The organism is Micromonospora musae (genome assembly GCF_003626635.1).
In the GTDB taxonomy this organism is placed as follows: domain Bacteria; phylum Actinomycetota; class Actinomycetes; order Mycobacteriales; family Micromonosporaceae; genus Micromonospora; species Micromonospora musae.
In genome coordinates this window covers 89,953-103,424 of sequence record NZ_RAZT01000013.1, presented here as the reverse complement: position 1 = coordinate 103,424, position 13,472 = coordinate 89,953, and the positions used below count along the sequence as shown (strand labels likewise).

Genomic DNA, 13,472 nt, shown 5'->3' with positions numbered 1-13,472 from the left:
GGTCATTTCTGCGACTTCATCGTGTGCTCATGTCGGTCGTCCTACCCTGCTAGCGACCCGCGCCCGGTCGGGTTGACCGGACGTCGTGGTTGGCGCATCGATGTGCTCCGCAAGCTCACCGTCGTCAAGGACCCCGGTGACGCGCAGCGCCCGCCCGAAGGCGCGTCGCCGCACTGCCAGCGCGAAGCAGGCCGGATCCGGGTGCATGTTCGCTCCCCGACCCGGCATTCTGCGGTTCGGATCGGGCCGGAGGCTGTGACCAGCCCCGTCGCCGACCGCTATCACCCGCAGTAGATCACCGGCCGGCGCTCGCCGCCGGCAACCCACACAGGTGCGCTCCGGCTGCGCGCGTCGTGCCACTGAGAAAGTCTACCCCTAGCTGCCGGAGATCGCGCTGCCCGGCTCCCGCACGTGATCAGCTCCGCTCCGGCCGGCCGGCGCGGCCTGCTCCGCATCTGAACGGATGTCGATGCGCCAACCGGTCAGTCGGGCCGCCAACCGGGCGTTCTGCCCTTCCCGGCCGATCGCGAGGGAGAGCTGAAAGTCCGGCACGGTCACCCGGGCGGTCCGGGTGGCCAGGTCGACCACCTCGACCCGCAGCGCCTTGGCCGGCGACAACGCGTTACCGACGAAGTTGGCCGGGTCGTCCGACCAGTCGATGATGTCGATCTTTTCGCCGTGCAGTTCGCTCATCACGGCCCGGACCCGCTGACCCATCGGGCCGATGCAGGCGCCCTTGGCGTTGACGCCCGGGGCGGTCGAGCGTACGGCGATCTTCGTACGGTGACCTGCCTCACGCGCGATGGCGCCGATCTCCACGGTGCCGTCGGCGATCTCCGGCACCTCCAGCGCGAAGAGCTTCTTCACCAGCGCCGGGTGCGAACGGGACAGGGTGATCTGCGGTCCGCGGACGCCCTTGGCGACGTGCACCACGACGCAGCGAAGGCGCTCACCGTGCACGTAACGCTCGCCGGGCACCTGCTCGGACTGCGGCAGCACGCCCTCCAGCTTGCCCAGGTCGACGCTGACGATGCCCTTCTCGGCCCGCGCCTCGTGCGCCTGCACCACGCCGGTGACCAGGTCGCCGTCGCGGCCCACGTACTCACCGAAGTGAGCCTCGTCGGTGGCCTCCCGCAGCCGCTGGAGGATCACCTGCTTGGCGGTCATGGCGGCGATGCGGCCGAAGTCGTGCGGAGTGTCGTCCCACTCCCGCACCACCGCGCCCTCGTCGTCCAACTCCTGCGCGTACACCGAGGCCGCGCCGGACTTGCGGTCGATCTCCACTCGTGCGTGCGTTTCGGCGCCTTCGGTGTGCCGGTACGCGGTCAGCAGCGCGGTCTCAATCGCCGCGAGGATCGTGTCGAACGGGATCTCCCGCTCGCGCTCGAGTGCGCGCAGCGCCGCGAGGTCGATGTTCACCTCTCCTCGTCCTCCACATCTTCGTCGTCGATCTCGTCTGAATCACCGGCATCGCCGGCCTCACCGAACTCCGCCTCGTCGATCTCGTCGAGACGGTTGAACTCGACCTGCACCCGCCCCGGGCCGAGCTGGGCGTAGGCCCACTCGGCGCGGCCGGTGTCGGTCTCCAGCGCCACGCGCTCGTCGTCGGCCGAGACGATCCGGCCGGTGACCTGCCGGTCACCGGCGGGCTGCTCAGCGCGCTGCTCCGGCAGGGCCGCAGCGGCCCGGGTGGTCACCTTGACCAGCCGGCCGACGTTGCGCCGCCAGTGCCGGGGCAGCGTGAGCGGCCGGTCCACGCCCGGCGAGCTGACCTCGAGCTGGTACTCGCCGGCGACGATGTCGCCACCGGTCTCCTCCGCGGCGTCGAGCGCCGCGGAGACCGCCCGGGAGACGTCCGCGACGCCGTCCAGGTTGATCCCACCGTCGGCGTCCACGATCACCCGGACCACGTGCCGCCGGCCGGCCCGCGAGACGGAGAGGTCCTCGAGGTCGTAGCCCGCGTCGACGACCACCGGCTCGATCACAGCCCGCAACCGGTCACGCCGGGCGGCGAGGTCGCCACCGCGGGGGCGCTCCGCGCCGCGGGGCCGCCCAGTCGGCCTGGTCGCACGGCCACGCTGCGTCATCTCGCACTCTCTCCCACTCGACGGCGACCCTTGTCCCGCCCCATGCCGGCACGCCACCGGGGCGATCGCGCCCGGTGGCTGCGCAGAGCGTAACGCGCCGGGCCACCCCCCGGCCGAGCGGCGCACCGACGGCGATGACCCACGCACCGCGACGGATGGTGTTGACTTGTGCGGTGGCCAGAGGCACGACAGCACAGCGTATCGACGCAACCCGGCATTCCCGGCGCCATCTACTGCGCGTCGGAGGGCTGCTGGCCCTCGGTGCGGCGGCGGGACCGCTGACCGCCTGCGACCCGTTCGGTCGCGACGAGACGCCGCCGCCCCCCGATCCGCTGCGACCGCTGCTGGACGAGTCGCTGGCGCTCGCCACCGCGTACCGCGACGCCGCCGCGGCGCACGTCGACCTGGCCGCGCGGCTCACCCCGATCGCCGACGCGCACCAGGCGCACGCCACCGAGCTGGCCCGGCTGCTCGATGTCGACCTCCCGTCGACCGGGCCGACGCCGGGCGGCGCCGCCCTCCCCGACCCGGACGCCGCCCTCACCGACCTGCGCCAGCGGGAACGCGTCGGGCGGGACGCCGCCGTCACCGCCTGCGCCTCGGCGCCTGCGGCGCGGGCCGCGCTCGTCGGATCGATCGCCGCCGCCCGCGCCACCCACCTGGAGGCACTGAAGTGAACGAGCGCGCGGCACCGCCGACCTCCGCCGAGGCACTCGCCGCGGCGCTCACCGCCGAGTACGCGGCGATCTACGCGTACGGGCCGATCGGCGTGCGGCTCTCCGGCAGCGCGCGTACGGCCGCCCGGCAGGCCGAGGCCGCGCACCGGCGTCGCCGGGACGCGCTGGTCGTGCAGCTCACCACGGCGGGCGCCAGCGTCCCGCCGGGCCAGGCCGGGTACGCGCTGCCGTTCCCGATCACCGACCGGGCGAGCGCGCTGCGGCTCGCCGTCGAGGTGGAGGAGCGCACGGCGGCGCACTGGCGGGCGGCGCTCGCCGCCACCACCGGCGCTGACCGGGACCAGGCGCTGGACGCCCTGATCGACTACTCCGTACGGGCCACCCGCTGGCGACGAACGGCGAAGATCAGCCCGCTGACCGTGCCGTTTCCCGGTCGCCCCACCTGAACCGGCCGGCGCGGCGCAGATCACCTTCGGTTGCGAGTCGCATACCAGGTATGCATACTCCGGGCCATGTCCATCCGTCACGGGCTGCTCGCCCTGCTCGAACGCGGCCAGATGTACGGCTACCAGCTGCGCGCCGCGTTCGAGGAGTCGACCGGCTCGACCTGGCCGCTGAACATCGGGCAGGTGTACACCACGCTCGCCCGTCTGGAGCGGGACGGACTGGTGCGTTCCCTGCCGGAGAGCGAGGCGGGGCAGCGCCCGTACGAGATCACCGACGCCGGCCGGGCCGACCTCACGCTCTGGTTCGCCACCCCGGTGAGCCGCACCGACCGGCCCCGTGACGAGCTCTCCATCAAGCTGGCCCTGGCGCTCACCACCCCCGGGGTCGACGTCCGGTCGGTGGTGCAGACCCAGCGCGCCGCGACCATGCGGACGCTGCAGGAGTTGACCCGGTTGAAGTACGCCAGCGACCAGCCGGAGGAGCTGCCCTGGCGGCTGGTGCTGGACGCGATGGTCTTCCAGGCCGAGGCCGAGGTGCGCTGGCTCGACCACTGCGAGACCAGCCTCGTGCGGTACCGGCCCACCGTTCCCGGGCGGCGACCACCGGTCGCCGCGGACGGCTCCGCCGAGGCGGTGGTACCGGCCGACGAGGAGGCGCGGCGGTGAGCGGAGCGGACGGCACGATCCTCGACGTACGTGACGTCCACCGCACCCACGGCGCCGGACCCGCGGCCGTGCACGCCCTGCGCGGGGTGAGTCTGGCCGTCCGGCCCGGCGAGCTGGTCGCCGTGATGGGCCCGTCCGGCTCGGGCAAGTCGACCCTGCTGGCGCTCGCCGGCGGTCTGGACAGCCCCACCGCCGGTGAGGTGCGCGTCGACGGGCAGCCGCTGGCCGCGCTCGACCGGCGGGGGCTGGCCCGGCTGCGCCGCCGACGGGTCGGCTACATCTTCCAGGACCTGAACCTGCTGGGCAGCCTGACCGCGGTGGAGAACGTGGCACTCCCCCTCGAACTCGACGGCACCGGCGTACGGCGTGCCCGCGCGCTGGCCCTCGCCGCGCTCGCCGAGGTGAACCTCGCCGAGCTGGGCGACCGTTTCCCGGACCAGCTCTCCGGGGGCCAGCAGCAGCGGGTGGCGATCGCCCGGGCGCTGGTCGGCGAACGGCGGCTGGTGCTCGCCGACGAGCCCACCGGCGCGTTGGACTCGCAGACCGGCGAGGCGGTGCTGCACCTGCTGCGCCGCCGTGTGGACGCCGGAGCGGGCGGGCTGCTCGTCACCCACGAGGCGCGGCACGCCGGCTGGGCGGACCGGGTGGTCTTTCTCCGTGACGGGGTGCTGGTCGACTCGACGGCGCCGCTGGGCAGCGTCGAGCAGCTGTTGAGTGGCAGCGGCCGGTGACGCTCCGACCCGCCGGCCGCCTCCGGGCCGGCTCGCGTCCGGCGCGCACGCCCGAACCACCGCCGCCCGCTCTCGGCCGGCGGCGGCACGCGGCCGAGCTGATCGCCTCGTGGCGGGCGGCGCTGCGGATCGCCCGCCGGGAGGCCCGCCGGGCCCGCGGGCGTACCGCCCTGGTGCTGGCAATGATCACGCTGCCGGTACTGGTGTTGACGTTCCTCGCGGTCAGCTACGACATGTCGGAGCTGACCCACGCCGAACGTGTCGACCGCCTGCTCGGGGCCGCCGACGCGAAGCTGACCTGGGTCGGCGACTTACCGGTCACCCAGGACGAGCGAGGCGAGAACTGGTCGCCCCGGGACCACGGGCCCGTGGGCGAGGGCCCACCGCCCACCACCGGTCAGATCACCCAGCTGCTCGGGCCGGGGAGCCGGGCCACGGAGACCCGCGGCTGGGTGCCGCTCGCCCTGCGGGTGGCCGGCCACCGCAAGGCCGCCAGCTTCAACGGCCGGGTACTCGACCTCACCGATCCGCTCACCCACGGCACGTTCCGGCTGCGGCAGGGCCGGGCCCCGGTCGCCGCCGGCGAGCTGGCGGCGAGCCCGGTCGCGCTGCGCGAGCTGGGTGCCCGACTGGGCGACACGGCCACCGCCACCGACGGCAAGAACACGTACCGGATCGTCGGGGTGGTCGAGTTCCCGGACGACCTGGGTCCACTCGTCGCCCTGCACCCGGCCGCGGACCCGCGCGCCGAGCGCGCGACGGCGGAGACGAGCTGGCTGGTCGACCTGCCGGCGACGATGGACGCCGACCTGGTCCGCCGGCTCAACGAGCACGGCGTGGTGGTGATCAGACGCACCGCGGCCCAGGAGCACACGGCCCTGCGGGGGTGGCCCGACGCCGGCGCCACCAACCTGGACGAGCTGGGCAGCGGCGTACTGGTCAGCGGGCTCGGTCTGCTGGAGGTGGTGCTGCTCGTCGGGCCCGCCTTCGCGGTCGGGGTACGTCGGCGGCGGCGCGACCTCGCCCTGGTCGCGGTGGCCGGCGGGGACGCCGCGCAGCTGCGCAGGGTGGTATTGGCCGACGGGGTGGTGCTGGGTCTCCTCGGCGCCGCGGCCGGCCTGCTGCTCGGCGTCGTCACGGCGTTCGCCGCCCGCCCCCTCGTCGAGGAGTACGTCTTCTCCGCCCGCTTCGGCGGATACCGCTGCTGGCCGGCGGCGCTGGTGGCGATCGGCGGGGTCGCGGTGCTGGCCGGGGTGCTCGCCGCGCTGGCGCCCGCCTGGACGGCCGCCCGGCAGGACGTGGTGGCCGGGTTGGCCGGCCGGCGCACCCCGCCCCGCAACCGCGGCCGGTGGTTGGCGCTCGGCCTGGCCCTGACGGCCGGCGGCGCGCTGATCGCCGCGTTCGGCGCCGCCCGCAGCGTCCCGTCGCTGATCCTCGTCGGTCTGATCCTCGGCGAGCTCGGCCTGGTCTTCTGCACCCCCACCCTGATCGGGCTGCTGGCCCGGCTCGGTCGGCTGCTGCCGTTGGCGCCGCGGATCGCCCTGCGCGACGCGAGCCGCAACCGGGCGTCCGCGGCGCCCGCCATCTCCGCCGTGATGGCCGCCGTCGCCGCGAGCGTCGCGCTCGGCACCTACCTGACCAGTGACTCGGTCCGCAACGTCCACAACAGTCGGCCCACGCTGCCGGCCGGAACCGCGCAGCTCTACTCGACCGAGCAGCACGCCGAACCAATACCGCTGGCCGCGGTCGTCTCGGCGGCCGGCACCCACCTCCGCGCGGGCGCCGTCGCGCCGCTGAGCTTCGCCGAGTGCGATCCGGGGCGCGAGCCCGCCGGCGCCTGCTCCGTCGACGCGGTTCTCCCGCCGGAACAGGTCTGCCCGTGGCGGCCGAACGACCGGATGACCGTGGAGCAACGCCGTCTCGCCCGCGCCGACCCCCGCTGTCAATTTCCGTCCCCCGACTTCTACAGCCCCTACCTTCAGATCCTGGTGGACGACGGCACCGGGCTACCCGTCCTCACCGGCGCGTCGCCCGCACAGACGGCGGCGGCCACCGCCGTACTACGGGCCGGTGGCGCGGTGGTGACCGATCCGCGCTATCTGCACGAGGGCTCGGTGGCGGTCGCGGTGGACCGGAGCGCCGAGAGAGCGGGCGCCGAGACCACGGACCGCACCGTGAGCGTGCTGACCGGGTACGCGCTGCCCGACGCGGTCGGCTCCCCCCGGCTGCTGCTCTCCCCCACGGCGGCCACCCGGCTCGGGCTGACCTCGTTCACCCAGTCCTGGGCGATCACGGTGCCCGCCGCACCGGACGAGGAGCAGCAGCAGCGGCTCGCTGACGCGCTACGACCGTACGGCGAGTTCGTGCTGGATCTGGACCAGGGCCAGACCCCCTCGAACGACGCGCGGCTGCTGCTCCTGCTCGCCGCGGCGGCCGGGGTGATCACCGTGGGCGCGGCCGGGATCGCCACCGGGCTCGCCGCCGCGGAGGGCCGCGGTGACCTCTCCACCCTCGCCGCGGTCGGGGCCAGTCCACGGGTACGTCGGCTGCTCGCGCTCTGCCAGGCCGGGGTCATCGCCGGTCTCGGTTCGGTGCTCGGCATCGGGGCCGGCCTCGGCACCGCCGTCATCATCCTGACCTCCATCAACCGGCAGTACGCGGAGAGCTGGCCGGTCATGAATCCGTACCCCCTCGTCGTGCCCTGGGCGACGCTCGGCGTGCTGGTGGTGGTGCCAGTGGTGGCGATGCTCGGCGCGGGGCTGCTCACCCGGTCGCGACTGCCGATCGAGCGGCGTCTCGACTGAACCCGCGCGCCGCCGCGCGCCGGGCCTCGCGAGCCCCGGCGCGCAGAGGGGTGTCGCCGTGACGTGACAGGCGGCAGACTGTGCGCGTGTCCGTGCTCGGAACCATCACCCGCCGCGTCGGCCACCATCGCTGGTTCGGCGCGGTCGCGCGTCTCCTGGTCCCCGCCGACCGGGCCGTCGGTCGACTCACCCGGGGTCGGGTGGTGGCGCTCGGCCTCGTTCCGTCGCTGATCCTGACCACCACCGGCCGACGCTCCGGCAAGCCCCGCAGCAATCCCCTGCTCTACGTGCCGGACGACGACGCGTACGTGGTGATCGGCTCGAACTGGGGCCAGACGCACCAGCCCGGCTGGTCGATGAACCTGCTCGCCGATCCGGCGGCGGAGGTGGCCGTGAAGGGCCGCCGGATCCTTGTGCGTGCCGAACCGGCCGAGGGCGCCGAACGCGACCGTCTCTGGCGGCTGCTGGTCACCGAGTGGCCCGCGTACCGGACGTACGAGCGGCGGGCCAGCGGCCGGGAGATCCGCGTCTTCCGGCTGGTTCCGGTCGGGCGGGACGCGTCGCTCGGCGGCCGCGGCTAGCGCGGTGCGCGGTGACGTCGGCGGCGACGCGGCGACGTCCGGGCGGCGCGGCCCGCCGAACATCGCCGGAGACCGCACTACTGTGATGCGCAGCGGGGCGGACGGGTGTGGCCGGCCGGCGGCACCCGAGGTCGGGGCGAGCGGCGCGGGCCGCGCATCGACGTCCTGACCGGCAGCGGACGCGGCGCGCGCGTCCACGATCGTCGCGGGAGTGGCGGGCTTGAATGCCAACAGCGAGGCCGATTCGCACCTGACCGATCCCCGGTGGACGGTCGCCGAGCGGGTGGCGCAGGCCGCGCTCCGCCGGTTCCCCGCCGACGTGCTCGCCGTCGCGGTACACGGCCCGCTGGCCCACGGTGACGACGACGGCGGCGGGGACGGCGAGGTCGGGATGCTGGTGGTGACCTACCGCCCGGGTGCCGGACCGGCCCCCTGCACCCGTCGAGTCGACGGGGTGCTCGTCGACCTGACGGTGGCGGGCGCCGAGGACTACCTCGGTCAGGCCCGCGTGATCAACTCACTGTGGCCGCTGACCGCCGACCGGTACGTCACCACCCGGCCGCTGCACGACCCGACCGGCTGGCTGCGCACGCTGCGCGACGAGCACCTCGGTCGGTTGGCCCGGGCCCGGCCCGCCGAGTTCAGCGCCGCCGCCCGACAGGCCTGGTACCGGGGCTACGCGGCGCACGCCCGGGCCGCCAAGCTCGCCGAGTGGTACGAGACGGACCAGGCGCTGCTCATGCTCGGCGAGGCCCGGCTGGCGGCGGCCACGGTCAACGGCCTGCTGGCCCGCACGTACTTCCGTGACCCGGGCGACGCGGTCCGGCGTACCGGCCTGGCCGGTGCGGACATGACCGAGGTGGGCACGGTGCTGGCCCGGCACTCCGAGGAGCTGGCCGCCCGCGGTCAACCCGTCGACGGCACCGTCGAGGATCTCCTCACCCCGTGAGGGGGCCGGGCGGACGGGGTCAGCCGATGCCGCCCTGGACGCCGATCAGGGTGCCGATCGCGTACGTGGCGGCGGCGGCCAGGGCGCCCAGCAGCAGCTGACGCAGCCCACCGGACCACCAGGGTCGGCTGGTGAACCGGGCCACCACCGCGCCGGCGAGGAAGAGGCCGAGCCCGCCGACGCCCAGTGCGAGCCAGAGGCTCGTGAAGCCGAGCAGGTAGGTCAGCAGCGGCACGAACGCCCCGACGGAGAAGAAGAAGAACGAGGAGACGGCCGCCGCCCACGGGCTGGGCTGGTCGTCCGGGTCCACGCCCAACTCCTCCCGGACGTGCACCCGCAGCGCCTCCTCCGGGTTGCGCCGTACCGCCTCGGCGACCTGCTGGGCGAGGTCCCGGGGGAGCCCTCGGGCCACCCACGCGTCGGCCAGTTCCCGGGCCTCCGCCTCGGGGTGCCGCTCCAGCTCCCGCCGCTCCTTGGCCACCTCGGCGGCGACCTGCTCGTTGGCCGACCGGACGCTGGTGTACTCGCCGAGCCCCATCGAGATCGCGCCGGCCACCAGCCCGGCCGCGCCGGTGAGCACGATGCTGCGCGGCGACACCCCGCCGCCGCCGACCCCGGCGATCAGGGCGATGTTGGTGACCAGCCCGTCCATGGCGCCGAAGACGGCCGGCCGGAGCCAGCCACCGGAGACGTCGGCGTGGTGCGCCTCGCGCAGCGCGGCGGGAGCGTCGGTCACGGCAGGGTCAGGATCTCGTGGCCGTCCTCGGTCACCAGGATGGTGTGCTCGAACTGGGCCGTCCACCTACGGTCCTTGGTGACCACGGTCCAGCCGTCGTCCCACATGTCGTACTGGTAGGTGCCGAGCGTGATCATCGGCTCGATGGTGAACGTCATGCCCGGCTCGATGACCTCGGTCGGCCGCGGGCTGTCGTAGTGCGGCACGTAGAGCCCGCTGTGGAAGGCCTCGCCGATGCCGTGGCCGGTGAAGTCGCGCACCACGCCGTAACCGAACCGCTTCGCGTACGACTCGATGACCCGGCCGATCACGTTGATCTGCCGGCCCGGGGCGACCGACCGGATGCCCCGCATCATCGCCTCGTGGGTGCGCTCGACCAGCTGCCCGGCCTCCTCGCTCACCTCGCCGACGCAGAAGGTGGCGTTCGTGTCGCCGTGCACCCCGTTGAGGTACGCGGTGACGTCGACGTTGACGATGTCGCCGTCCTGCAGCGCCGTCGAGTCCGGGATGCCGTGGCAGATGACCTCGTTGAGGCTGGTGCAGCAGGACTTCGGGAAGCCCTTGTAGCCGAGCGTCGACGGGTACGCGCCGTGGTCGCAGAGGAACTCGTGCACCACCCGGTCGATCTCGTCGGTGGTCACGCCCGGCTTGCAGTGCTCCCCGGCGAGCTGGGTCGCCTGCGCGGCCAGCCGGCTGGCGACCCGCATCTTCTCGATCGTCTCCGGGGTCTGCACGTGCGACCCGCGCCACTGCTTGGGCGCCTTCTTGCCCACGTACTCCGGGCGGGTGATGCGGGCCGGAACCGCTCGCATCGGGGAGAGCGTGCCTGGGGTCAGCGGCGCACGGACGGTCATGGTCCAAGCCTATCGCCGCGACCCGGCGCGGTCCCTCGCGGTGGACGTCCGACGGTGGTTGCCCTGTCTGCCCCGGTGTGCCATGGTTGCGGGGTGGATCTAGGGGCCCCGCCGCCCGTCTTCTCGGCCACCGTCGAGAGCACCGGCGACCACGTCCGGGTGACGGTGACCGGCGAGGTCGACATGGCCACCGCGGACACGATGTTCCAGACGGCGCTGCGCGAGCCCGCCGGCCGGGTCACCCTCGACCTGCGTGCGGTCACCTTCTTCGACTCCGCCGCGATCCACGCGCTGGTCCGACTCGCCCGGCAGCTCCCGAACGCGCTCACCGTGCTGCCGTCCCGGCAGGTCCGGCGGGTCCTCGATATCTCCGGCCTCGGCGAACAGGCCTGGCTACGCCCGGAGTGACCCCCGCCCGCCCGGCCCGCCGCCGTGCCGTCGGGGACCTCGGCCGCCGATAGGGCCGCCGCTGCGAGCCTTCGTCGGCGGCCGCTCACTCCTGCAACCGCCGGCGCAGCGTCACCTCCGTCCCCGTCGGGGTGCGCCCGACGGAAAGCTCCCCCAGCGCCCGGATCAGCGCCAGCCCCCGGCCCCGGAAGCCGGTACCTGTCGACTCCCGCCACCGTCCGCTGTCGCGGACGGTGGCGACCACCGTGCGGTCCTCGATCGCCACCTCGACGCCGATGGTGGGCTCCGCCGGGTCGACCGGGTGCTCGATCGCGTTGGCGGCGGCCTCGGAGATCGCCACGGTCAGGTCGAACAGATCCGTCTCGCCGACGTCGTGGGCCACCAGGAAGTCCTCCAACCGCTTGCGCAGCAGGCTGAGCCGGGTCGGGTCGGCCGGCAGACGCAGGCTGAACCGGTGCGGCTCGGCCGCCTCCAGCGCGAGCACCGCCACGTCGTCGCGCCGCGGCCGTCCCTCCACCCGCCCCAGCACGGTGTCGATCAGGTCGGCCAGGTGCTCGCTCGGGCCGGCCGCGTCGGCGCGGAGCTGTGCCAGCGCCTCGTCGAGGTCGAGTTGCCGCTCCTCGATCAGGCCGTCGGTGTAGAACAGGATCCGGCCGCCGACCGGCAACTCCCCCTCGATGCTCCGGTACGCGGCGTCCGCCACCGCGCCGACCGGCGGGCCCAGCGCCCGGTCGTAGAGGAGGGTCACCTCCTCCCCGCCGATCAGCAACGGGGACGGGTGGCCGGCGCTCGCGTACCGCACCCGTCCGGTGTCCGGGTGGAACAGCAGGCAGACCACGGTGGCGAAGGAGTTGTGCCCGGTCGACCCGACCAGGCGGTTCAACCGGGTCAACGACTCACCCGGGCCGTAGCCCTCGAGCAGGTAGGCGCGCAGCGCGTTGCGCAGTTGACCCATCGCGGCCGCCGCCTGCACGCCCTTGCCGACCACGTCCCCGATGACGAGCACCAATTCCCGCTCGTCCAGGACCATCACGTCGTACCAGTCACCGCCGACCTCGACATCGGTGGTGCCCGGCAGGTACCGGCTGGCCACCAGGGCGCCGGCCAGCTGCGGCAGCGACCGGGGCAGCAGGCTGTGCTGCAACGTCGTGGCGACCCGGTGCTCGGCCTCGAAGAGCTGGGCGTTCTCCAGCCGCACCCCGACCAGGCGCGCCAGCTGGGTGAGCGCCGCGTCGTCGGTCCTCGCGCCGTCGGTGGGCGGACGCCATACCCGCAGCTCTCCGAGCGGCGCGTCGCCGGTGTCGGCGAGCGCCAGCACCAGCGAGGGGTCTGCCGCGGCGTCGCCCCCGGCGTCCGCCTCGACGCGGTGCTCACCCGCGGTGATCAGCACCCGGACGGCGTCGACGAGGTCGAGGGCGTGCCGGGCGGCGACGCGGAGCACGTCCGCGGTCGAGCGGGCGGTGTTGACCGCCACCGCCGCGTCGGCGAGCAAGCGGAGGCGGCGGACGACCTGGCCGCGCTCCACCGCGCGGGAGATCTGGACCGCCACCAGGTCGAGGAAGTCGTGGTAGCCCTCGGTCGACGGGAGCCGGTCGGACACCCCGACGACCAGCGCACCCACGGTCTGGTTCGTCGCGGTGATCGGCAGCAGGAGCGCCCGGTCGCCGGCTTCGGCCGGCGGCGTGTCGAGCAGGTCACTCACGGGGGCGCTGCGGCGGGAGTCGCCCAGCGCCCGGTCGAGCACCGCCTCCGCCGTGACCGGTGGCACCCCGCCGCTGCCACCGGCGAGGGTGAGCCGCTTCGCGTCGTCACGCAGCCAGATCTGGGCGAAGGGCACGTCCGCCCGGTACCGGTCGAGCACCGTGGCGGCGGCCCCGCCGAGCGCGGCAGCGGTACCGACATCGGCCAGTTCGGTGCCGAGTTCGGCCAGCAGGCGCAGCCGTCGCTCGCCCAGCACCCGGCCGGTGGTCTCGTTGACGATGCAGAAGACGCCGCCCACCGAGCCGTCGGCCACCCGGATCGGGTCGTACGAGACGGTGAAGTACGTCTGCTCCAGGAACCCGTGTCGGTCGATCAGGAACGGGTGGTCCTCGGCGTGGTAGGAGCGTCCCGTGCGGCGTACCCCCTCCAGCAGCGGAGCGAGCACGTCCCAGGTCTCGGCCCAGTGCGTCCGGGCGGGCCGGCAGAGCACGTCCGGGTGCTTGCCGCCGATGGTGGGCCGGTAGGCGTCGTTGTAGAAGGCGAGCTGCTCATCACCCCAGAACATGACGATCTGCGCGCTGGAGGCGAGCATCATGCCCACCGCACCCACGAGAGCAGCCGGCCAGTCCCGGGGGTGTCCCAGTGGCGTACCCGACCAGTCGAAGGTCGCGAGACGGCGACCCATCTCACCGCCATCGGCGAACATCGCAGCCAACGGTGGGGGCAGTTCGCCGTCGGCGGCGCGTAGTCGCCCCGCGCCCGCGCCCCCCAGCGCCGAACTCATGCAGCCTCCCGGTCCGGCCTCCACGCGGATGATCTTCACTCCCCTGTG

14 protein-coding genes are annotated in these 13,472 nt (G+C 74.2%); 8 read left to right on the top strand and 6 right to left on the bottom strand.

Annotated features, from left to right (window positions below):
* Positions 1-27: 27 nt before the first annotated feature.
* From D7044_RS24500 to rimP, 3 genes are read right to left on the bottom strand one after another with little or no spacing between them, the layout of a single operon-like run.
* Positions 28-360: a YlxR family protein gene (locus D7044_RS24500; protein ID WP_120677158.1), complete on the bottom strand. Its 333-nt coding sequence runs from the start codon at positions 358-360 to the stop codon at positions 28-30.
* Positions 361-375: 15 nt separating this feature from the next.
* Positions 376-1,419, bottom strand: coding sequence for a transcription termination factor NusA (nusA, locus tag D7044_RS24495; protein ID WP_120690326.1), 1,044 nt, complete (start codon positions 1,417-1,419; stop codon positions 376-378).
* Complete coding sequence (gene rimP, locus D7044_RS24490) at positions 1,416-2,087, bottom strand: ribosome maturation factor RimP (RefSeq protein WP_120677162.1); 672 nt, start codon at positions 2,085-2,087, stop codon at positions 1,416-1,418. The genes nusA and rimP overlap by 4 nt, the downstream gene beginning before the upstream one ends.
* A gap of 173 nt (positions 2,088-2,260) precedes the next feature.
* Between rimP and D7044_RS24485 the strand changes: the two genes are divergently transcribed.
* The 7 genes from D7044_RS24485 to D7044_RS24455 all read left to right on the top strand — a co-directional run bounded on the left by D7044_RS24485 (position 2,261) and on the right by D7044_RS24455 (position 8,941).
* Positions 2,261-2,764 (top strand): hypothetical protein, encoded by a 504-nt coding sequence (locus tag D7044_RS24485; RefSeq protein WP_233563115.1) that lies wholly within the window; start codon positions 2,261-2,263, stop codon positions 2,762-2,764.
* A complete protein-coding gene (locus D7044_RS24480; RefSeq protein WP_120677164.1) occupies positions 2,761-3,210 on the top strand; it encodes a ferritin-like domain-containing protein in 450 nt (149 codons plus the stop codon). Before D7044_RS24485 ends, D7044_RS24480 begins: the two co-directional genes overlap by 4 nt.
* Before the next feature lie 66 nt (positions 3,211-3,276).
* Complete coding sequence (locus tag D7044_RS24475; protein WP_120677166.1) at positions 3,277-3,876, top strand: PadR family transcriptional regulator; 600 nt, start codon at positions 3,277-3,279, stop codon at positions 3,874-3,876.
* A complete protein-coding gene (locus D7044_RS24470) occupies positions 3,873-4,607 on the top strand; it encodes an ABC transporter ATP-binding protein (RefSeq protein ID WP_120677167.1) in 735 nt (244 codons plus the stop codon). Before D7044_RS24475 ends, D7044_RS24470 begins: the two co-directional genes overlap by 4 nt.
* On the top strand, positions 4,604-7,411 hold the full coding sequence (locus tag D7044_RS24465) for an ABC transporter permease (RefSeq protein ID WP_233565114.1): 2,808 nt from the start codon (positions 4,604-4,606) through the stop codon (positions 7,409-7,411). The genes D7044_RS24470 and D7044_RS24465 overlap by 4 nt, the downstream gene beginning before the upstream one ends.
* A gap of 86 nt (positions 7,412-7,497) precedes the next feature.
* Complete coding sequence (locus D7044_RS24460) at positions 7,498-7,992, top strand: nitroreductase family deazaflavin-dependent oxidoreductase (RefSeq protein ID WP_120690325.1); 495 nt, start codon at positions 7,498-7,500, stop codon at positions 7,990-7,992.
* Between the two features lie 211 nt (positions 7,993-8,203).
* A complete protein-coding gene (locus D7044_RS24455) occupies positions 8,204-8,941 on the top strand; it encodes a nucleotidyltransferase domain-containing protein (RefSeq protein ID WP_233563117.1) in 738 nt (245 codons plus the stop codon).
* 19 nt (positions 8,942-8,960) lie between these two features.
* Here the strand turns inward: D7044_RS24455 and D7044_RS24450 are convergent, their stop codons facing one another.
* Both D7044_RS24450 and map read right to left on the bottom strand, forming a co-directional pair.
* Positions 8,961-9,677 carry a VIT1/CCC1 transporter family protein gene (locus D7044_RS24450; protein ID WP_120677171.1) on the bottom strand — a complete coding sequence of 239 codons (717 nt, stop codon included), beginning with the start codon at positions 9,675-9,677 and terminating at the stop codon, positions 8,961-8,963.
* On the bottom strand, positions 9,674-10,531 hold the full coding sequence (gene map, locus D7044_RS24445) for a type I methionyl aminopeptidase (protein WP_120677173.1): 858 nt from the start codon (positions 10,529-10,531) through the stop codon (positions 9,674-9,676). The genes D7044_RS24450 and map overlap by 4 nt, the downstream gene beginning before the upstream one ends.
* A gap of 93 nt (positions 10,532-10,624) precedes the next feature.
* On the opposite strand from map, the gene D7044_RS24440 reads away from it, so the two are divergent.
* A complete protein-coding gene (locus D7044_RS24440) occupies positions 10,625-10,939 on the top strand; it encodes an STAS domain-containing protein (protein ID WP_199716758.1) in 315 nt (104 codons plus the stop codon).
* Between the two features lie 85 nt (positions 10,940-11,024).
* On the opposite strand, the gene D7044_RS24435 is transcribed toward D7044_RS24440, so the two are convergent.
* On the bottom strand, positions 11,025-13,424 hold the full coding sequence (locus D7044_RS24435; RefSeq protein ID WP_120690369.1) for an ATP-binding SpoIIE family protein phosphatase: 2,400 nt from the start codon (positions 13,422-13,424) through the stop codon (positions 11,025-11,027).
* Positions 13,425-13,472 lie beyond the last annotated feature (48 nt).